Origin of the sequence: Nonomuraea sp. SBT364 (assembly GCF_001083785.1) — a bacterium.
Lineage (GTDB): Bacteria > Actinomycetota > Actinomycetes > Streptosporangiales > Streptosporangiaceae > Nonomuraea.
In genome coordinates, this window is the sequence record NZ_LAVL01000155.1 from 1 (window position 1) to 19,627 (window position 19,627).

The following is a 19,627-nucleotide window of genomic DNA, read 5'->3' on the forward strand; positions in this document are numbered from 1 at the left end:
CTTCCGGGGGGATGGTGGGGCATGTGACCAGTAGTTACGACAGTGCCGTGCTGGGGCGGACGTTCGCGCTGGCGATGGCCCGGGGGGCGGCGCCGGGGGATCGGCTGGTCGCCGTGACGGGGGAGGAGGCCGTCGGGGTGACCGTGGTGGAGCCGGTCTTCTACGACCCGGAGAACACCAGGCGGGAGGGCGAGCCCGCGCCCGAGGGGCCGCACGGGAGCCCGCGCGTGGCAGGTGCGGAGAGTCCGGGGGCGGCGTACGCGGCGCGGTTCGCGGCGGCGAGCGGTGAGCGGGTGCGGTTGCGGGAGCTGCCGGCCCGGAGGATGTGGGAGGTGCGGGGCGCCGATCCGGGCAGGGGGCTGCGGCTGGGGCCGGCGTGGTGGCTGGTCGTGGGGGACGGGGAGGACGGCTGGGTGGACGTGTCCGGCCAGCGGACGGTGCTGGAGGTGAGCGGCGCGGGCGCCCTGGACGTGCTGATCACCGGATGCGCCCTCGACCTGCACCCGAGGGTGTTCACCGGGCACGCGCAGACGCTCCTGGCCCGGGCGCCGGTGATCCTGGAACGGGTGACGGACGCGTACCGCGTCTACGTCCGCTCCTCCTACACCCGATACCTGGCCGAATGGCTTCTTGACGCCTTGAAGAGATAAGTGCGGCGTTACGGGTAATTGATATACCTAGGCTTTTACATGTTGAGTCTGGGGGAAAACGTGCGGGCACGGGCAGGGATGGCGGCACTGGCCATCGCGATGATGGTCACGGGCTGTGGCGACCTGGAGGCGAGCCTCGCCCCGGACTCCGGCAAGGCGGGCAAGGCGGACACCGCCGACGTCGGGGAGGCGCGCAAGAAGCTGAAAGACCTGGTGGTCAAGGGCCGGGCGCCGAAGACGGGGTTCGACCGTGACGAGTTCGGCCCGGCGTGGGCCGACGTCGACCACAACGGCTGCGACACCCGCAACGACATCCTCAAGCGCGACCTGCGCGAGGAGAAGTTCAAGGCGGGCACCCACGACTGCGTCGTGCTCACCGGCGTCCTCGACGACCCCTACAGCGGCAAGCGGATCGACTTCAGGCGGGGCCAGGACACCAGCTCCGAGGTGCAGATCGACCACCTGATCCCGCTGTCGGACGCCTGGCAGAAGGGCGCCCAGAAGTGGACGGAGAGCAAGCGCAAGGAGTTCGCCAACGACCCCCTGAACCTGCTCGCCGTCGACGGTCCGCTCAACGGCCAGAAGAGCGACTCCGACGCCGCCACCTGGCTGCCGCCGCGCAAGTCGTACCGGTGCGCGTACATCGCCCGGCAGATCGACGTGAAGGCCAAGTACGAGCTGTGGGTCACGTCAGGGGAGAAGGACGCCATGGAACGCGTCCTGTCCGCCTGCTGACGCCGCGAGGCGAGCCGATCGGGCCGGATCCCGGCGGCGGCCTGAGCACCCGAGGTCAGTCGTCGTCCCGGTCGTCGTCGTCGACGCGGTCGGTCTCCTGGTGGAGGATCTTGCCGCTGGCCGCGTCGATGTCGAGCTCGTGCACGATGTCGCCCTTGACGACGTCGACCTCCCACACGTCCGGGCGGGTGCCGCGGCGGTCGAAGTCGACCTCGCAGACCCAGGAGCCGGGCACCTGCTTCTGGGCGACCTGGATCGCCTGCTCGGCGCTCACCGCGGGGGCGGGCCGGTTCACGGCGGCGAAGGCGGCGGACCCGCCGGCGACGAGGGCCATGGTGACCCCGCTGGCAACGATGATCTTCTTGGTGATGTGCATACCCAAGACGAAACCGCGATCGACGGTAAACGCGCGCTAAGGACGCGTTAACACCATCTCCACGATCGCCCCGCCGTACGAGGAGACCGTCAGCCGGCCGCCGCACGACTCGGCGGTGCGGCTGGCGATGTCCAGGCCGAGCCCGGTCGAGCCGGCGCCGCTGGTGCCCCGGGCGAGCAGGGCCGGGTCGAAGCCGGGGCCGCCGTCGCTGACCGTGAGCACGGCCCCGGAGGCATGGCGCGCGAGCCGCACCGAGAACGGGACCCCTTCGGGGGTGTGCGCGAAGACGTTGCCGAGCAGCGCGTCCACGGCGGCGGCCAGGGCCTCGCCGCCGACGGCGACCGCCAGCTCGCCCTCGGGCAGCGTGACCGTGACCGCACGGCCCTGGTCCTCGGCCAGCACCGACCAGAAGCGCACGCGTTCGCCCACGACGGCCGTGGCGTCGCAGCTCTCGCGCCCGGCCGAGCGGCGGCGGGCGTCGGTGATGACGGCGCTGACGGCCCGCTCCAGGGCGTCCACGCGGGCGCCGATCCGGGCGGCCTCCTCCGGGTCGCGCAGCGACTCGGCGTCCAGCCGCAGCCCGGTCAGCGGCGTGCGCAGCCGGTGCGACAGGTCCGCCACCGATTCGCGTTCGGCCGCGAGCAGGTCGCCGATCCGCCCGGCCAGGTGGTTGAGCGCGAGCGCGACCGAGCGCACCTCGGGCGGCCCGCCCGGCTCGGCCCGCGCCTCCAGGTCGCCGCCCGCCAGCCGGTGCGACACGCGCGCCAGCCCGTCGACGGGCCGGGTGACGGCCAGCGCCAGCCGGTCGGCCAGCGCGATGCCCAGCACGACCAGGGCCAGCCCGAGCACCAGCAGCGCCAGCCACGCCTCGCGCACGCCGCGCCACAGCTCGTCCTCGCTCACGTACACCCTGATCACCACCGTGCCGTCCGGCGACTGCACGGCGACCAGCACCTCCCTGCCGCCGTCGTCGCACTCGGCGGTGACGCTGCGGCCCGTCGCGGCCAGCCGGACGGCGTCGGAGCGCTCGGCCTTCTCGCCCAGCCGCCGCCCGTCCGGCAGGAACACCGTCACCGGCCGCGCCACCTGCTCCAGCGCCAGCGGCAGCTCGGGCGTGCCGACGGCGACGGCGACCGACTCGGCGGCGGTGGTGGCGCGGCTCGTGGCGCCGTTCTCGGCGACGGCGCGGATCAGCAGCGCCATCGGCACCAGCAGCGCGACCAGCACCAGCGACGTGGTGGCCGCCACCAGCAGCGCCAGCCAGCGCCTCACGACGGCCCGACCAGTTTCACGCCGACGCCGCGGACCGTGTGCAGGTAGCGCGGCTCGGAGGCGGTCTCGCCGAGCTTCCTGCGCAGCCACGACAGGTGGACGTCCACGGTCTTGTCGGCCCCGCCGTACGGGAGCTGCCACACCTCGGTCAGCAGCTCACGCTTGGTGACCACCTCGCCGGCCCGCGCCGCCAGGTAGTGCAGCACGTCGAACTCGCGCGGCGTCAGATCCAGCTCCGTGCCGTCCAGGCGGGCCTCGCGCGCCCTCGGGTCCACCCGCAGCCCGCCCACCTTCAGAGGCTCCTCCGGCGTCGCGTCGGCGGCCCGCCGCAGCACCGCCCTGATCCGGGCGTCGAGCTGCGCGGCGCTGTACGGCTTGACCACGTAGTCATCAGCGCCCGCGTCCAGCACCGGCACCATCTCGGCGTCGCCGTCACGGGCGGTCGCCACGATCACCGGCACCCTGCTCACCGCGCGCAGCATGCGCAGCAGCTCGGCCCCGTCCAGGTCGGGCAGCCCCAGGTCGAGCACGATGAGGTCCGGGCGATCCTGCACGGCCAGCCGCAGCCCGTCGAGCGCCGTGGGGGAGGAGGAAACGGCGTGGCCGAGCTCCCGCAGGCCCCGGCTCAGCGCGGTGCGGATCGTCACGTCGTCCTCGATGAGCAGGATGTCAGCCATATACGGAAACGGTAGACGGTCAGCGGGGTTGTGACGTCGCCTGTTAGCGGCGTCTTAACCTGGGCTTAGCCGTACAGGGGGGAAGGTGGCGGGGTGAAGAGACTCGTCCTGGCCTGGGCTGCCATCGCGGTGGCCGCGACGGGCGCCGCGGTGGCGGTGCTCGGCCTGGTGGGCGGCGCACTGACCGGCACGTCCGGCGAGGTCATGACGCAGGACGAGGCCCGCGCCGCGCTCGCCTCCGCGACCCCGAAGCGCCCCGCCGCCTCACCGTCGGCCGCGCCCTCGGCGCCGCCGTCCGGGGAACCGTCAGCGTCACCGTCGACGCCGTCGTCCACCCAGCCGTCCGCTCAGGGAGGCGAGTTCGTGCGCACCCCCGGCGGTACGGTGATCGCCTCGTGCGACGGTGACCTGGCGACGCTGCGGTCGTGGAGCCCGGCGCAGGGCTACTCGGTCGACGGCGTGGAGCCGGGCCCCGCCCCCGAGGTCCAGGTGGAGTTCGAGGCGGACGAGGGCGAGGACGTCGAGCTGAGCATCGGCTGCCAGGGCGGCCGCCCGGTCACGCTGCCCGGCTAGACCGGACGGCCACCCGGCCCCGAGGCGCTCAGACCTCGGGCGCTCAGACCTCGGCGCTCAGCGCCGCCTTCGTCAGCTCCGCCTGCCGTTTGATCTGCCCCATGACGATGGGATTGAGGCCCTTGGCGGCGAACGTGGCGACCATCGAGTCCATCACCGCGTTCGCCTTCGGCAGGTCGCCCTGCCGCGCCTCGGCCCTGGCCAGCCGCCGCATCACCATGTTGAGCGTGATGTTGTCGATCCCGCCGCGCCTGGCCACCTCGGTCAGCTGCTCGACGCCCTGCTTGGGGTCCGGCGGCCGGATCCGCAGCCGGTTGCCGGGCGTCAGGGCCTTGAAGCCGCGCTCGGCGTTGAGCCCCTTGACCATCCGGGCGTACACCGACAGCGGATGGCCGCCGTACCGGTCGATGACCTCCTCCAGCGCGACGTTGCCGGAGCGCAGCGCCGGCGAGTCGGAGCCGAGCAGCGAGAACAACTGGCCCTGCTCCTCGCCCAGCATCAGCTCGGCCACCCGGTGGTCGTCCTCGCTGACCGGGTAGCGCACCTTGACCGTGCACGCGGGGGAGACGATGCGCGAGCCGTCGGCGGCGACGTACTGGGCCCTGACGTGATACTCGCCGGGCTGCTGGAAGTAGTGACCGTCGCGCCCGTGCCCGATGTAGGCGCTGCGGTACATGGCCGGGTTGCCCGAATCGAGCCGGATCTCGGGTGAGCTGTCGACGCAGTGCCGCATCATCGGCCGGTACAGCACGGTCCTGCCGCCCGGCTGGGTGATCGTGACCTGGGTGAACTCGGTGTCGGGATGCAGGTGCCCGTGCGTGCTGCGCGGCTCGCCGGTGCACGACAGCCTGAGCTCGACCACGACCGGCTCGCCGAACCCGAACGACTCCTTGGCCCGCAGCTCCAGAGCCAGCCCCGACCGGTCCTCGACCGGCTGCTCGAACGGGGCAGGCTCGGCCGCGCCGACGCCGAACGCGTTGGCCCCCATGGCCACGTCCCGGTAGAAGCCGTGCCGCAGGTGCACCAGCTCGGAGTCGGTGAACTGGAACGGGAACGCCGCCCAGTAGCCGGGCTCGCCGCCGGGGCGGTAGTTCTGCACGTAGTTCATCCACGACAGGTCGCCGAGCCCGCCGGCCGGGCCGAGCGGCTGGGGCGGCGTGGCCAGGTTCTTCTGCCAGGAGTGCAGCAGGTTGAAGGCGTGCCCGAGCTCGTGCACGTACGTTCTCAGCATGGCCCGCTGCGCCTGCGGCGAGTCGCCCTTGATCGCGTCGTGGAAGACGGCGGCGCCCTGCCGCTGGTGGGCGTCGTCGTAGTCGAACATGATCCCGCGGTAGCCGCCCACGTGCTTGCTGGCCACCAGCAGCCACACCCGCCAGGCCACCGCGTCGCCGAACCGGCTGAACTGCTGCGCCATCGCGTGGTGCAGCTCGGCGTCGTCCCAGGCCAGGTCGGCGCCCGAGCCGTCGACGGGGATGACGCCCGGCTCGGTCACGGTCAGTTCGACGCCCGCCTCGGCCCACGCGGCGGCGACGCTGAGCTCCCGCGCGGGCGATCCGGCGGGCCCCGGCAGCGAGCCGGTGTCGTAGCTGACGAACGGCACGGCCCCGGCCACCGAGTCCTGCTCCAGCAGGACCTGGCGGAAGTAGGGGGAGGCGAACGCGATCGGGTAGGTGCGCCCCGCCACCTCGGCGGTGCCCGATTCGCCGGAGATCGTGACGCGGACGTCCCGCTCGGCGGTGTCGAACGTGAAGATCGCGCGCCCCTCGATCGCCTCCGCCGTCACGGTGGGCGCGTGCACCACGAACGAGCCGGTGTAGCCGGTCGTGGCGCCGGCGGCGGAGAACAGGTCCCCGCTCACCCGCCCGGTCGGCCTGCTCCCGTCGACGTCCACGCGCAGCTCCAGCCGCGAGTCGCCGTCCTGCCCCTGGTAAAGCCCGCTGATCATGGCGGCCCCCTGCAGTCGGTGTGGTTACACCGGGGACACTTCTCCGGCGGGCCGGGCCTGTCAACGGCCTCCGCGAACCTGCAACGCCGACAGCAGTTCCTCGGAGGCCCGGGTGATGTCCTCCACCGCTCGGTCGAACGCCTCGGCGTTGTGCGCGGCGGGCGCGCGGAACCCCGAGATCTTCCTGACGTACTGCAACGCGGCGGCGCGCACGTCCTCCTCGGTCACGTCCTCGGTGTACGGCGGGCGCAGGGTCTTGATGCTTCGGCACATACTCTCAACGGTAATAGCCGATTCGCTGGCTTATCTCCCGTGCGCCGGCCGTCATGATCTCGCCCACCTCGGGCAGCCGCTGCGGCGTCAGCCGGTAGGACGGCCCGGAGGCGCTCACCGCCGCCACCACCGCGCCGTCGCTGCCCCTGACCGGGGCGGCGACCGCGTTCAGCCCCAGCTCCAGCTCCTCCACGGTGAAGGCCCAGCCGCGCCGCCTGATCTCCTCCAGCCCGAGCAGCCGCGCGTCGGTGATGGTCAGCGGCGTGAACCGGTCCAGCGCCTCGGGCAGCGGCAGCGCGCCGAACGCGAGCAGCACCTTGCCGCTGGAGGTGGCGTGCGCGGGGGTGCGCTGGCCGACCCAGTTGTGCCCGCTGATCGCCGACGGGCCGCGCACCTGGCTGACGTTGACCGCGTGACCGTCCTGCGGCACCGCGACGTTGACCGTCTCGCCGACCTCCCCGGCCAGCCGCAGGCACACCGCCCGGCTCTCCTTGGCCAGGTCGAGCTGGGCGGTGGCGGCGCCGGCCAGCCGCACCACGCCGAACCCGAGCCGGTAGCGGCCCCGGTCGCCGCTCTGCTCGACCAGCCCGCCCTGCTCCAGCGCGCCCAGCAGCCGGAACGCGGTGGACTTGTGCACGTCGAGCTCGGCCGCCAGATCGGTCACCCGGCTGGCGCCCTCGCGGGCGAGGATCTCCAGGATCGCGATGGCCCGATCGACCGACTGCACCGAGCCGTTGCTCATGGCGCAACACCCTACCGCGCGGCCGGGCTCAGCTCCGCGGCGAAGTCACTGGCGATCCCGCGCATGCCCTCGGCCAGCTCGCTCCGGTCCAGCGCGCCGATCCGCTCGGCCGGCCCCGACACCGACATGGCGGCCACCACCCGCTCCCCGTCGAGCACGGGCACGGCCAGGCAGTGCACGCCCAGCTCCTCCTCGCCCAGGTCCATCGCGTAACCCCGGGACCTGACCAGGCCCAGCTCGGCGAGCATCGACTGGATGTCGGTGATCGTGTTGGGGGTGCGCCTCGGCATGCCGGTGCGCTCGAACACGGTCACCGCGTCGCCACCGGCACGCCAGGCCAGCAGCACCTTGCCCACCGCCGTGCTGTGGGGCAGCACCCGCCTGCCGACCTCGGCGAACATCCGCAGCCTGCGCGGCGAGGGCACCTGCGCGACGTAGACGATGAAGTCGCCCTCCAGCACCGCCAGGTTCGCCGTCTCACCCGACAGCTCCACCAGCCGCGTCAGGTACGGCTGCGCCCACACGGCCACCATGCTCTCGGCCACGCCGCCAAGCCGTACCAGCCCGCCGCCGAGCGCGTAGCGCCGGTCGGACTCCTGACGCACGTAACCGCGCGCCAGCAGCGTCTGCAGCAGCCGGTGGATCGTTCCGTACGGCAGCCCGGTCCTGGCCGCGATCTCCGACAGCCCCGCCTCGCCGCCGTGCTCGGCCAGCGCCTCCAGCACGTCGAGCGCCCGCTCGACCGACTGCACGCTCACAGGCCCACCCCGCGCAGCGAGGCGTCGAGCACCTCGGCGGTGTGCGCGACCCTGATCGCGGCGCCTTCGCGCCGCATCGCCGCCGCGATCTGCATCGTGCACCCAGGATTGGCCGACACCAGCAGCTCCGCGCCCGTCGACCCGACCGCCTTGGCCTTGCGATCACCCAGGTCACGGGCCGCTTCGGGCTCGAAGATGTTGTACGTGCCCGCCGACCCGCAGCAGATGGCCGACTCGGGCACCTCGCGCAGCTCCAGCCCGGGGATGCCGCGCAGCAGCTCGCGCGGCTGGGCCCGGATGCCCTGGGCGTGGGCCAGGTGGCAGGCGTCGTGGTAGGCCACGGTGACCGGCAGCGGGTGCCGTTCGGCCGCCGGCCCCAGCTCGGCCAGGAACTCCGACAGGTCCACGACCCGGAAGCCCGGCTCCTCGCCGAGCAGCTCGCCGTACTCCTTCATCGACGACCCGCACCCGGCGGCGTTGACAACGACCGTGTCGACGCCCGCCCGGCGGAACGCGCGGACCGTGCGGCGGGCCAGCCGCCTGGCCTGGTCCGTCCGGCCGGAGTGCACGCTGAGCGCCCCGCAGCAGCCCTGCCCTGCGGGGATGACGACGTCGCAGCCCTCCAGCGCCAGCACCCGTGCCGTGGCCGCGTTGACCTGCGGGAAGAACTCGCCCTGCACGCATCCGGTGAGCATGCCGACGCGCGCCCGGCGCGGCCCCCGGGCGCGCACCAGCCGGGGCAGCCGCTGCCGCCGCGCAACCGGGGGCGCGAGCCCGGCCATCGCCCCCAGGCTCGGGTGCGCCCGCGCCAGGAACGGCGCCAGCCGCCGCGTCAGCCCGAGCCCCGGCCGCAGCAGCCGTAGCCTGCGCGGATAGGGGAACAGCCCGAACACCAGCCCGCGCACCGCCCGCTCGCGCGGCTCGCGCACGTGCGTCCGCTCCACCTCGGCCCTGGTCTCCTCGATCAGCCGGTCGTAGCGCACCCCCGACGGGCACGCGGTCACGCACGCCATGCAGCCCAGGCAGGCGTCGAAGTGCCCGGCCATCTCCGGCGTGATCGGCGTCCCCTCGACGTGCTGCTTCATCAGGTGGATGCGACCGCGCGGCGAGTCCATCTCCTCGCCCCACAGCGTGTACGTCGGGCAGGTCGGCAGGCAGAACCCGCAGTGCACACAGTCGTTGATCAGCTTCGGGTCCACGTCAGAGCCCTCCTGCGAACCGCCCGGGCGACATCCTGCGCCCCGGGTCGAACCGTTCCTTCACCCGCCGCATCAGCGGCAGCGAGCCCACCTGCCCCCACCGGTCCACGCCCTCGTACGGCGTCGCCAGCACGGTCATCCGCGCGCCGAGCGGGGTCAGCCGCTCGCGCAGGCCGCCCAGGGCCGCGACCGTCCTGTCCTCGCCGGGGTCGCCCCACAGCTCCAGCCACACCCGCCCGGCCACCGCGGACCCGCGCAGCGAGAACCCGCTGTAGTGCACCGCGTCCAGCACGGCGGTCAGCCGGGACGGCTCGAAGCGCACCTCGGCCAGCACGTCGTCGTGCACGATCTCGCCCCACTGCGGCGGCGGCTCCTCCCGGACGGACCGCACGGCGTCACCCATCAGCCCGGCCAGCGCCTCCGCCCGCTCGGCCGCGGCCGAGCCCTCGACCAGCACGCTCATCCAGATCGGGCCCTGCCCGTGCGGCCAGTCGAGCTCGACCGCGCTCGGCTCGGCCTGCGAGGCCGCCAGCGCCGAGGCCAGCTCCCGCACCCGGCACGACCCCGTCTCGGCCACGCCCGGCGGATCGGCGACGGCGACGATCCAGCGCCGGTCGACCGGCAGCGGGTGCAGACGGAACGTCGCCTCGGCGATCACGCCGAGGGTGCCCTGCGAGCCGGTGAACAGCTTGCCGAGGTCGTAGCCGGCGACGTTCTTGACCACCTTGCCGCCCGACCTGGCCACGGTGCCGTCGGACAGGACGACCGTGACGCCGATGAGCAGGTCGCGGGCGGTGCCGTAGCGGAAGGCGCGCGGGCCCGCCACGGCCGTGGCCAGCGTGCCGCCCACGGTGCCGCCGGGGAACGGCGCGTCCAGGGCCAGCTCCTGCCCCTCGGCGGCGAGCGTCCGCGCCAGCGCGTCCATCGTCACCCCCGCCTGCGCGCGCACCACCAGGTCGCCGGCCGCGTGCTCGACGACCTGGTTCAGGCAGCACAGGTCGAGCAGCACGTCGAAGCGTTCCGGCGGCGGCCCCCAGTGCAGCTTGGTGCCGCCGCCCACGGGCACGACCGCCAGGTCGTCGCGGGCGCACGCGCGCAGCACCTCCGCCACCTCCTCGACGCTCTCCGGCAGCGCCACGTGGCGCGGTAGCACCCCGCGAACCTCGTCGTCCGGCCCGGGGTCCCGGACCGTCACGCCCGTCTCCAGCATCAGAACTGCTCCGCCTTCCCGGACTCCACCAGCGGGTGCGCGCCCTTGCGCACGCCGGGGACCTCGCCGCAGAGCCTGGGCGTGGGGAACACCTTGCCCGGGTTCGACAGCCCCGCCGGATCGAACGCGCACCGCACGAGCTGCATGGTGTCGAGATCGTCCTGGGAGAACATCCGCGGCATGTGCTTGGCCTTGTCGACGCCCACGCCGTGCTCGCCGGTGATCGAGCCGCCGTGCTCGATGCACAGGTCGAGGATCGCGCCCGACACCGCCTCGGCCCGCTCGCCCGCCCCCGGCTCGGCGTCGTCGAACAGCACCAGCGGGTGCAGGTTGCCGTCGCCGGCGTGGAAGACGTTGGCCACCCTGATCCCGTGCTCGGCCGACAGCCGGTCGATCTCCGCCAGCACCCGGGGCAGCGAGGTGCGCGGCACCACGCCGTCCTGCACGATGTAGGCGGGGCTGATCCGGCCGACGGCCGCGAACGCCGACTTGCGGCCCTTCCAGATCGCCGCCCGCTCCTCGGCGCCCGCCGCCACCCGCAGCTCGAACGCGCCCGAGCAGAGCTCCTTCAGCTGCCCGAACTGCCGCTCGACCTCCTGCGCCGGCCCGTCCAGCTCCACGATCAGCACCGCGCCGGCGCCGCGCGGATAGCCGCAGGCCACCGCCGCCTCGGCCGCCTCGACGGCCAGCGCGTCCATCATCTCGACAGCGGCGGGCACGATGCCGGCCCCGATGATCGCCGAGACGGCCTCGCCGCCGCGCTCGATGCTCTCGAACGCCGCCAGCACCGTGGTGACCGCCTCGGGGGCGCGGCTCAGCCGTACCGTGATCTTGGTGGCGATGCCGAGCGTGCCCTCCGAGCCGATGAACGCGCCCAGCAGGTCGTAGCCCGGGTCCATCCGGTCCAGCGTCACCAGGTCGCCGTCGGGGGTGACGATCTCGCACGCCTCCACGTGGTTGACGGTGAAGCCGTACTTCAGGCAGTGGGCGCCGCCCGAGTTCTCCGCCACGTTGCCGCCGATCGAGCAGATCTGCTGGCTGGACGGGTCGGGCGCGTAGTAGTAGCCCTGGTCGCGCACCGCCTCGGTGATCGCCAGGTTGGTGACGCCCGGCTCCACCACCGCCCGGCGGTTGGGCAGGTCGATCTCCAGGATGCGGCGCATCTTCGAGGTCACCACGAGCACCCCGTCCTCGCGGGGCAGCGCGCCGCCGGACAGGCCCGTGCCCGAGCCGCGTGCCACGAACGGCACCCCGGCCTCCCGGCACAGCCCGACCACGCGCGCCACCTGCTCCGCCGTCTCGGGCAGCACGACCACGCCGGGCGTGGCACGGTGGTAGGTGAGGCCGTCACACTCGTAGGTACGCAGCCGCACCGGGTCGGTTATCACCGAATCGGCGGGCAGCACGGCGGCCAGCGCCGCCGTCAGCTCATCCAGCATGGCCTCACCTGCTCTCCTATATCAGGATATTTACGGCATGCGGGCGTATGCCGGAAGCGTCAAGAACTCGGCGAATTCGTCGTCCAGCGCCACCTCCTTGAACAACGCCGTCGCCTGGCCGTACAGCTCCTCGTCGTGGCCCGGCTCGGCGGCGGCCTTCGCGAGCTCCTCGCCGATGATGCGCTCGACCAGCTCCTTGGTCACGGTCTCGCTCGTGTCGGCCAGCGTGATGCCGTTGTGGATCCACTGCCAGATCTGCGACCGGGAGATCTCGGCCGTGGCCGCGTCCTCCATGAGGTTGTGGATCGCCACCGCGCCCAGCCCGCCCATCCACGCGGCCAGGTAGCGCAGCGCCACGTCCACGTTGTTGCGCAGCCCGGCCTCGGTGATGTCGCCCGGCGTCTCGGAGACCGCCAGCAGGTCCGCAGCCGACACCGAGACGTCCTCGCGCAGCCGGTCGAGCTGGTTGGGCCGGGAGCCGAGCACGCCGTCGAACACCTCCCGGCAGATCGGCACGAGGTCCGGGTGGGCCACCCACGAGCCGTCGAACCCGTCGCCGGACTCGCGTGTCTTGTCCGCGCGCACCTTCTCCAGCGCCGTCGCGTTGACCTCCGCGTCACGCCGCGACGGGATGAACGCCGCCATCCCGCCGATCGCGTGCGCGCCGCGCTTGTGGCAGGTGCGCACCAGCAACTCGGTGTAGGCGCGCATGAACGGCGCGGTCATCGTCACCGCGTTGCGCTCGGGCAGCAGGAACTCCCGGCCCCGGGTGCGGAACTTCTTGATCACGCTGAACAGGTAGTCCCAGCGTCCCGCGTTGAGCCCGGCGCAGTGGTCGCGGAGCTCGTACAGGATCTCCTCCATCTCGAACGCGGCCGGGTAGGTCTCGATGAGGACCGTCGCCCGGATCGTGCCCTGCGGGATGCCGAGCAGCTCCTGGGCGCGGACGAACACCTCGTTCCACAGCCGCGCCTCCAGGTGTGACTCCAGCTTGGCCAGGTAGAAGTACGGGCCGCGGCCCTTGTCGAGCTGGCGCCGGGCGCAGTGGAAGAAGTAGAGGCCGAAGTCGAACAGCGAGGCCGCCACCGGCTGCCCGTCGACCAGCGCGTGCTTCTCGTCCAGGTGCCAGCCGCGCGGCCGGACCACGACGGTGGCCAGCTCGGCGTCGGGCCCGAGCGCGTAGGTCTTGCCGCCGGTCTCGAAGTCGATCGTGCGGTCGAGCGCGTCGCGCAGGTTGAGGTGGCCGCTCACGCAGTTGTCCCACAGGGGGGAGTTGGCGTCCTCGAAGTCGGCCAGCCACACCTTGGCGCCGGAGTTGAGCGCGTTGATGGTCATCTTGCGGTCGACCGGGCCGGTGATCTCGACCCGGCGGTCCACCAAGCCGGGCGCCGGCGGCGCGACCTGCCAGGCGGCCTCCCTGACCTCCTTGGTCTCCGGGAGGAAGTCGAGGGTGCCGCCCGCCGACAGCTCCTCCTGCCTGGCCTGGCGCGCCGCGAGCAGCTCCAGGCGCCGGGGGCCGAACTCCCGCTGGAGGGCCGTCACGAAGCCGAGCGCCTCCGGCGTGAGGATCTGGTCGAACCGGTCGTGCATCGGGCCGGTGATCTCCATGGCTCCTCTTTTCCGTATGGTGGAAACCAAGTTCTGGATGATGAAAGTGACGCTAGAGCATGAGGGTTCGGCCGGTCAAAGGCAGGGGTCGCCCCCGGGGCATCCCCGATGTCCGCGCCACCCGTCCCGCGACATGATCGAAGGCATGAAGACGATCGTGATCGCGGGTGGCGTCCTGGCCTCCGCGCTGCTGCTTACGGGATGCGGCCTCGGCGGGCTCGGCGGCCCCACCCACCAGGACACCGTGTCCTACGAGGTGACCGACAAGGTGGCCGGCCTGTACCTCAAGAGCGAGGCCGGCGACACGGTGATCACCGAGACCGCGGGAAGCGCGATCCGGGTCGTCGAGACCCTCCGGTGGCGCGACAACAAGCCGGAGACCGAGCACGCCGTCGAGGGCGACAGGCTGCGCGTGAGCTACGACTGCAAGCCGGGCTGGGCGAGCTGCGGCGTCGACTACAAGATCGAGATCCCCAAGGGCCTCAAGGTCGAGGCCGAGTCCGGCTCGGGAGACATCACGCTCCGGTCGCTGAGCGGCCCGCTGGTCGTGACCGCCGGCTCCGGCGACATCGACGCCTCCGGTCTGGCCGGCAAGAGCGTCGTCGGCGAGGCGGGATCGGGCAGCATCGAGCTCAAGTACGCCACCGCGCCCGACAGCGCGGAGCTGGAGTCGGGCTCTGGCAACGTGACGCTGCGCGTACCCGCCGGCGCCTACAACGTGATCACGGACGTGGGCTCGGGCGAGGCCAAGGTCTCGGTCGACGACGACCCCGCCGCGCCGCGCAAGGTGATGCTCAGCTCCGGATCCGGCGACGTCAGCGTGCTGCCGGGATGACGCCGGGATAACCAGGTGATGACCTGAGTGATGTCGTGCCACCATCGGGGAAGACACCGAGGTGCCCAGACGTTCCCTAATAGAGATGACACGAATGCACGATTACTCCGAGCTCGACGACTTCGAGAACGGCGACATGGACCTCGAGGAGCGCCAGGCGCTGCGGCGCGTGGCGGGCCTCTCCACCGAGCTCCAGGACGTTTCCGAAGTCGAATACCGCCAGCTGCGGCTCGAACGGGTCGTCCTCGTCGGCGTCTGGACCTCCGGCACCGCCGTCGACGCCGAGAACTCACTCCAGGAGCTCAAGCTCCTGGCCGAGACCGCCGGTTCCGAGGTGCTCGAAGGCCTCATCCAGCGGCGCAAGTTCCCCGACCCCGCGACCTACATCGGCTCCGGCAAGGCGCTGGAGCTGCGTGACGTGGTCGAGTCGACCGGCGCCGACACCGTGATCTGCGACGGCGAGCTGAGCCCCGGCCAGCTCCGCCAGCTCGAGGAGACGGTCAAGGTGAAGGTCATCGACCGCACCGCGCTGATCCTCGACATCTTCGCCCAGCACGCCAAGAGCCGTGAGGGCAAGGCCCAGGTCGAGCTGGCCCAGCTGCAATACCTGCTGCCCCGCCTGCGCGGCTGGGGCGGCAACCTGTCCCGGCAGGTCGGCGGCCGTGCCGCCGGCGGCGTCGGCATCGGTGGCCGCGGCCCCGGTGAGACCAAGATCGAGCTGGACCGCCGCCGCATCCGCGAGCGGATGTCCAAGCTGCGGCGCCAGATCGGTGGCATGTCGACCTCGCGCGAGACCATGCGCCAGCGGCGCCAGAGCCGCGAGGTGCCCGCCGTGGCCATCGCCGGCTACACCAACGCGGGCAAGTCCTCGCTGCTCAACCGGGTCACCGGGGCGGGCGTGCTGGTGGAGGACGCGCTGTTCGCCACCCTCGACCCGACCGTGCGCCGCTCGCGCACGCCCGAGGGCAGGGTGTTCACGATCGCCGACACCGTCGGGTTCGTGCGCCACCTGCCGACGCAGCTCGTCGAGGCGTTCCGGTCCACGCTGGAGGAGGTCGCCGACGCCGACCTGATCCTGCATGTGGTCGACGGCTCGCACCCCGATCCCGAGGGCCAGCTCGCCGACCAGGGCGAGGTCTTCGGCAGCATCGAGGGCGCGAGCGACGTGCCCGAGATCGTGGTGATCAACAAGGCCGACGCCGCCGACCAGGAGGTGCTCGACCGCATCGGCAGGCGCGAGCGCGACAGCATCGTGGTCTCCGCCCGCACGGGCGCCGGGATCCCGGAGCTGATGAGCCTCATCGAGCGCCGCCTGCCCCGCCTGGACCACGAGGTCACCCTGCTCGTCCCGTACGAGCGCGGCGACCTGATCTCGCGGGCCCACAAGGAGGGTGAGGTGCTGTCGGTCGACCACGTCGAGGACGGCACGATCCTGCACGCCCGGGTGCTGCCCAGCCTCCACCAGGAGCTGGAGCGGGTCGGCAAGCCGGTCGAACGCGTCTCATAGCGGTACGGCAGGGCAGCTCTCGCTTTAAAAGGCGCAGAGCTGCCCAAAAGCGGCAGTGGTCCCGCGCGTCCGGTGTTGCTAGGATTAGCCAAGCCTTACGAAAATGAGACAGAGCACGGGTTTCGACGATGGCTGCTGTGGTTCTGGACACGCGCGGGGGCCTGTGTGTGAGGGCAGGGCTGAGTGGCGGCTGGGATGAGTGGGCTTTCTTCCGAATAACCCTGTACAGCGAGCCCACCTGTGAAATAACGTAACTGAACTGAAATCGCCGGATCATGAGTCTGGCGATACGGTCACCGCACAGCATTTGCGGATGAGAGCAGGAGACCCCCCATGTCGTCCGAACCCGGAGCGGACTCAGTGGGCGCGGCGCAGGCCGTGCGCTGCGTGCTGCTCATGCGCGGGGCGGTGATGCGGTGACCGTTCGGCTCCTGACCAACATCGGCCGCCTCTGGACCGGCAACGAGGTCCTCAGCAACGCGGCCATCCTCGTGCACAACGACCGCATCGCGTGGGTCGGGCGGGCGCCCGACCTGCCGCAGAGCGTGCCCGGCGTCGTCGACGACATCGTCGACGTCGACCACGTGGAGAACCTCGGCGGCGCGCTCGTCACGCCCGGCCTCATCGACGCCCACACCCACCCCGTCTACGCCGGCAACCGCTACGCCGAGCTGGCCATCCGCACCGGCGGCTCCAGCGCCGCCTCCATCACCGCGGCGGGCGGCGGCGTGGGCTCCACGGTCACCGTGACCCGCGGCACCGACCCGTGGACCCTGTGCAACGGCGTGCGCGAGCGGCTGCGCGGCTGGCTGCTCAACGGCACCACGACCGTCGAGGCCAAGACCGGCTACCACCTCACCCGCGACGGCGAGCTGGCCGACGTGCGGCTCCTGCGCGAGCTGGAGAAGGAGCCGATGATGCCGCGGGTGCACGTCACCTTCCTCGCGGCGCACGTCGTGCCTCCCGAATACTTCGGCCGGCAGCGCGAATACGTCGAGGCCGTGGGCGCCTGGTGCGCCGACGCGGCCGCGGCCGGCGCCGACAGCGTCGACGTCTACTGCGACGAGGGCCACTTCACCACCGAGGAGTCCCGCTGGGTGCTCGCCTCGGGCCGCAACGTCGGCCTGCTGCCGCGCATCCACGCCGGGCTCTTCAGCCGCCGCGGCGCCGTCCAGCTCGCGGCCGAGCTCGGCTGCGCCTCCGCCGACGGCCTGCACCACATGTCCGACGAGGACATCGCGATCATGTCGCGCTACGGCGTGCCCGCCGTCGTCTGCCCGGCCACCGCGCTGCAGCGCGGCAACGTGCCGCCGGTCCGCCAGATGATCAAGCACGGCGTGCAGATCGCGCTCGGCAGCGACCACAACCCCGGCTACTGCGGCATCACCTCGATGTCGCTGGTGATCGCGATGGCCGTGTCGGCGTTCGGGATGAGCGTCAACGACGCGCTGCGCGCCGCCACGCTCGGCGGCGCCACCGTGCTCGGGGCGCCCGACCGGGGCGTGCTGGCACCCGGGCGGCTGGCCGACATCGTCCAGTGGGACGCCGACCACGAGGGCGCCTTCGCCTGGTCCTTCGGGCTGAAGCCGCGCCGCGTGTGGCGGGGTGGGACTCCGGTTCAGTAGTTAATCTCGGTCTATGCCGTCTGATGTGGCCGTGGTGACCGATTCCACCGCTTACCTGCCTGAGGTGCCCGGCGTCACGGTGGTCCCCGTACAGGTGATCTCGGGAGAGGTGGCCTGCGACGAGGGCGATTTTTCTGGAAATATCGCCACTGCAACCACCTCGCGGCCCGCACCGTCGCGCTTCGCCGCCTGCTACGCGGCGCTCGCCGAGGGCGGCGCCTCCGCCGTCGTCTCCGTCCACCTGTCGGCGGCCCTGTCCGGTACGGTCGAGTCCGCCCGGTCGGCGGCCCGCGACGCCCCCGTCCCGGTCGAGGTCGTCGACAGCCGCTCCATCGGCCTCGGCCTCGGCTTCCCCGTCCTGGCTGCGGCCCTCGCGGCCACCTCGGGCGGCTCCGCGGAGACGGTCGCGGCCGCGGCCCGGGAGTGTGCCGCGCGCACCCGTACGTTCTTCTACGTCGACACCCTCGACCACATCCGCCGGGGCGGCCGCATCGGCACGGCCGCGTCGCTCGTCGGCTCCGCCCTCCTGATCAAGCCGCTGCTGCACCTGGTGGACGGCCAGATCTCCCTCCTGGAGAAGGTACGCACCTCCTCCCGCGCCATCGCCCGCCTGGAGGACGTGGCGTCGGAGGCGGCAGGCGACGAGCCGGTCGAGATCGCCGTGCAGCACCTCGCCGCCCCCGACCGCGCCCAGGCCCTGGCCGACCGCCTCGCCAAGCGGCTCCCGGGAGCGGTGCGGACCCGCGTCGTGGAGGTGGGCGCGGTCATCGGCGTCCACGTCGGCTCCGGCATGCTGGGCGTCACCCTCACCCCCGCTCGCTGACCCGCTCCGGGTTATCCACAGAACGCCGCTCGGCTCCGGTGGCCCGATCCGCGGGCCCGTACATTCCTCGCCGTGCGCACCCAAGACCTCGCCGCCGAGCGGACCATCGCCGAGACCCGGCTGCGGTCCATCACCAGTCCCGGGCGGGCCTCCCTGCTCGCCGGGGTGCCCGCCTCCTTCCGGGCCTTCCGCTCATCGGCCCCCGCCGAGCCGGCCGCCCGCCCCTCCCTGGACCCGGGGCGTCCCGGCGTGCGCACCCTCCTCGCGCTGGCCGCCGTGGCCGTGCTCGTGGCCGGGTTCTTCCTCTGGCGCTCGCGGCCCGTCCCCGAGCCGCTGCCCGCCCCCGCGCCGCTGCCCGCGCCGGTGGTCAGCCCGCCGGCCACGCCTACCGGCAAGGTCACCGTCCACGTGGCCGGCAAGGTCCGCGACCCCGGCGTCTACACCCTGCCGACGGGCGCCCGGGTCACCGACGCCATCACCGCCGCCGGGGGAGTCCGCCGGGGAGCCCCGCTGGGCGCGGTCAACCTCGCCAGACGCCTGCTCGACGGCGAGCAGATCATGGTCGGCGGCCCCGCCGCCGCGTCCTCCTCCGTCACCGCCCCCGACACCGCCGTTCTCGACCTCAACGCCGCCACCCAGGACCAGTTGGAGCAACTCCCCGGCGTCGGCGAGGTCCTCGCGTCCCGCATAGCCGACTACCGCACCGCCCACGGCGGCTTCACGAGCGTCGGCCAGCTCCGCGACGTGACCGGCATCGGCCCTCGCACGTTCGAGGAGATCAAGCCCAAGGTCCGGGTCTGACATGCGCGGGCCGGATTCCGACACCCCCGTCCGCCGCTCCTGGCCGCTCACGGTGCCCGCCCTGGCGTCCTGGGCGGCCGCGCTCACCCTCCTGGCCTGCCCGGCGCCGGCGGCGGGCGCCGCCGCCGTGGTCACCGCCGTCGTCGCGACCGCGGCGGCTCTGGCGGGCGGGGCGCTCGCCCCCGCCTCGGTGCGCCACAACGTGACGATCGCGACCCTCGTCTGCGTGGCCGCGACCTCGGCCTCGATCGCGCTGCGCCTGCATGCCGTCACCACGGGCCCCGTGGCGGCCCTGGCCGCCCGGGGCGCCGGCGTGACGGCCGAGATCACCCTCACGAACGATCCGAAGATCAGACGCCCCAAGGCAGGCCACTTCGGCCGCGACAGCGTGGTGGCCGAAGCCACCCTCGAATCCGTCCGCACCGCGCACCACCGGCTGACCGTCCACACCCCCATCACGGTCTTCGCCGACGGCCCCCAGTGGCGCCACCTGCTCCCCAGCCAGCGCGTCGAGATCACCGGTCGCCTGGTCGAGCCCACCTCGGCCCCCCTGACCGCCGCGACCCTCCTGGCCCGCTC

General features: G+C 72.8%; 19 protein-coding genes and 1 pseudogene. 9 read left to right on the forward strand and 11 right to left on the reverse strand.

The window, feature by feature from the left end; genetic code table 11:
• Positions 1-650, forward strand: a 650-nt coding sequence (locus ADY59_RS47800) for a glycine cleavage T C-terminal barrel domain-containing protein (protein ID WP_331459557.1), incomplete at its 5' end; no start/stop codon positions are given.
• Positions 651-710: 60 nt separating this feature from the next.
• Positions 711-1,385: an HNH endonuclease family protein gene (locus ADY59_RS38670; RefSeq protein WP_231619099.1), complete on the forward strand. Its 675-nt coding sequence runs from the start codon at positions 711-713 to the stop codon at positions 1,383-1,385.
• Between the two features lie 55 nt (positions 1,386-1,440).
• Here ADY59_RS38670 and ADY59_RS38675 read toward each other — a convergent pair whose 3' ends face one another.
• Genes ADY59_RS38675 through ADY59_RS38685 form a run of 3 tightly spaced genes read right to left on the reverse strand, consistent with a single transcriptional unit; the run spans position 1,441 to position 3,710 of the window.
• Positions 1,441-1,761 carry a PepSY domain-containing protein gene (locus tag ADY59_RS38675; RefSeq protein ID WP_049573524.1) on the reverse strand — a complete coding sequence of 107 codons (321 nt, stop codon included), beginning with the start codon at positions 1,759-1,761 and terminating at the stop codon, positions 1,441-1,443.
• 36 nt (positions 1,762-1,797) lie between these two features.
• The gene (locus tag ADY59_RS38680) at positions 1,798-3,033 is read right to left on the reverse strand and encodes a sensor histidine kinase (RefSeq protein WP_049573525.1); all 1,236 of its coding nucleotides are present in this window, start codon (positions 3,031-3,033) and stop codon (positions 1,798-1,800) included.
• Positions 3,030-3,710: a response regulator transcription factor gene (locus ADY59_RS38685; RefSeq protein WP_049573528.1), complete on the reverse strand. Its 681-nt coding sequence runs from the start codon at positions 3,708-3,710 to the stop codon at positions 3,030-3,032. The genes ADY59_RS38680 and ADY59_RS38685 overlap by 4 nt, the downstream gene beginning before the upstream one ends.
• 93 nt (positions 3,711-3,803) lie before the next feature.
• Between ADY59_RS38685 and ADY59_RS38690 the strand changes: the two genes are divergently transcribed.
• A complete protein-coding gene (locus ADY59_RS38690) occupies positions 3,804-4,283 on the forward strand; it encodes a hypothetical protein (protein WP_049573531.1) in 480 nt (159 codons plus the stop codon).
• 43 nt (positions 4,284-4,326) lie between these two features.
• On the opposite strand, the gene ADY59_RS38695 is transcribed toward ADY59_RS38690, so the two are convergent.
• The 8 genes from ADY59_RS38695 to aceB are packed head-to-tail and all read right to left on the reverse strand — an operon-like array spanning position 4,327 to position 13,457.
• Positions 4,327-6,228 (reverse strand): hypothetical protein, encoded by a 1,902-nt coding sequence (locus tag ADY59_RS38695; RefSeq protein WP_049573533.1) that lies wholly within the window; start codon positions 6,226-6,228, stop codon positions 4,327-4,329.
• 60 nt (positions 6,229-6,288) lie between these two features.
• On the reverse strand, positions 6,289-6,501 hold the full coding sequence (locus tag ADY59_RS38700; protein ID WP_049573535.1) for a DUF2277 domain-containing protein: 213 nt from the start codon (positions 6,499-6,501) through the stop codon (positions 6,289-6,291).
• 4 nt (positions 6,502-6,505) lie between these two features.
• A complete protein-coding gene (locus ADY59_RS38705) occupies positions 6,506-7,243 on the reverse strand; it encodes an IclR family transcriptional regulator (protein ID WP_197094059.1) in 738 nt (245 codons plus the stop codon).
• Positions 7,244-7,254: 11 nt separating this feature from the next.
• The gene (locus ADY59_RS38710) at positions 7,255-7,995 is read right to left on the reverse strand and encodes an IclR family transcriptional regulator (protein ID WP_442937781.1); all 741 of its coding nucleotides are present in this window, start codon (positions 7,993-7,995) and stop codon (positions 7,255-7,257) included.
• A gap of 2 nt (positions 7,996-7,997) precedes the next feature.
• A complete protein-coding gene (locus tag ADY59_RS38715; RefSeq protein WP_049573540.1) occupies positions 7,998-9,200 on the reverse strand; it encodes a (Fe-S)-binding protein in 1,203 nt (400 codons plus the stop codon).
• 1 nt (position 9,201) lies between these two features.
• On the reverse strand, positions 9,202-10,410 hold the full coding sequence (locus ADY59_RS38720) for an FAD-binding oxidoreductase (RefSeq protein ID WP_049573543.1): 1,209 nt from the start codon (positions 10,408-10,410) through the stop codon (positions 9,202-9,204).
• Complete coding sequence (locus ADY59_RS38725) at positions 10,410-11,849, reverse strand: FAD-linked oxidase C-terminal domain-containing protein (protein ID WP_049573545.1); 1,440 nt, start codon at positions 11,847-11,849, stop codon at positions 10,410-10,412. The genes ADY59_RS38720 and ADY59_RS38725 overlap by 1 nt, the downstream gene beginning before the upstream one ends.
• 30 nt (positions 11,850-11,879) lie before the next feature.
• Positions 11,880-13,457: a malate synthase A gene (gene aceB, locus ADY59_RS38730; RefSeq protein WP_049573546.1), complete on the reverse strand. Its 1,578-nt coding sequence runs from the start codon at positions 13,455-13,457 to the stop codon at positions 11,880-11,882.
• A gap of 145 nt (positions 13,458-13,602) precedes the next feature.
• On the opposite strand from aceB, the gene ADY59_RS38735 reads away from it, so the two are divergent.
• From ADY59_RS38735 to ADY59_RS38760, 6 genes and pseudogenes are all read left to right on the forward strand, one after another.
• A complete protein-coding gene (locus tag ADY59_RS38735) occupies positions 13,603-14,292 on the forward strand; it encodes a DUF4097 family beta strand repeat-containing protein (protein ID WP_049573548.1) in 690 nt (229 codons plus the stop codon).
• Between the two features lie 94 nt (positions 14,293-14,386).
• Positions 14,387-15,799 carry a GTPase HflX gene (hflX, locus tag ADY59_RS38740; protein ID WP_082310729.1) on the forward strand — a complete coding sequence of 471 codons (1,413 nt, stop codon included), beginning with the start codon at positions 14,387-14,389 and terminating at the stop codon, positions 15,797-15,799.
• A 416-nt stretch (positions 15,800-16,215) separates the two neighbouring features.
• Positions 16,216-17,424 (forward strand): imidazolonepropionase, encoded by a 1,209-nt coding sequence (hutI, locus tag ADY59_RS38745; RefSeq protein WP_049573553.1) that lies wholly within the window; start codon positions 16,216-16,218, stop codon positions 17,422-17,424.
• 13 nt (positions 17,425-17,437) lie between these two features.
• Positions 17,438-18,247: a DegV family protein gene (locus tag ADY59_RS38750; RefSeq protein ID WP_049573554.1), complete on the forward strand. Its 810-nt coding sequence runs from the start codon at positions 17,438-17,440 to the stop codon at positions 18,245-18,247.
• 72 nt (positions 18,248-18,319) lie between these two features.
• Positions 18,320-19,048, forward strand: a complete 729-nt coding sequence (locus ADY59_RS38755) for a ComEA family DNA-binding protein (RefSeq protein WP_231619100.1) — start codon at positions 18,320-18,322, stop codon at positions 19,046-19,048.
• A gap of 1 nt (position 19,049) precedes the next feature.
• Positions 19,050-19,627, forward strand: a pseudogene (locus tag ADY59_RS38760) (hypothetical protein); the annotation flags it as partial.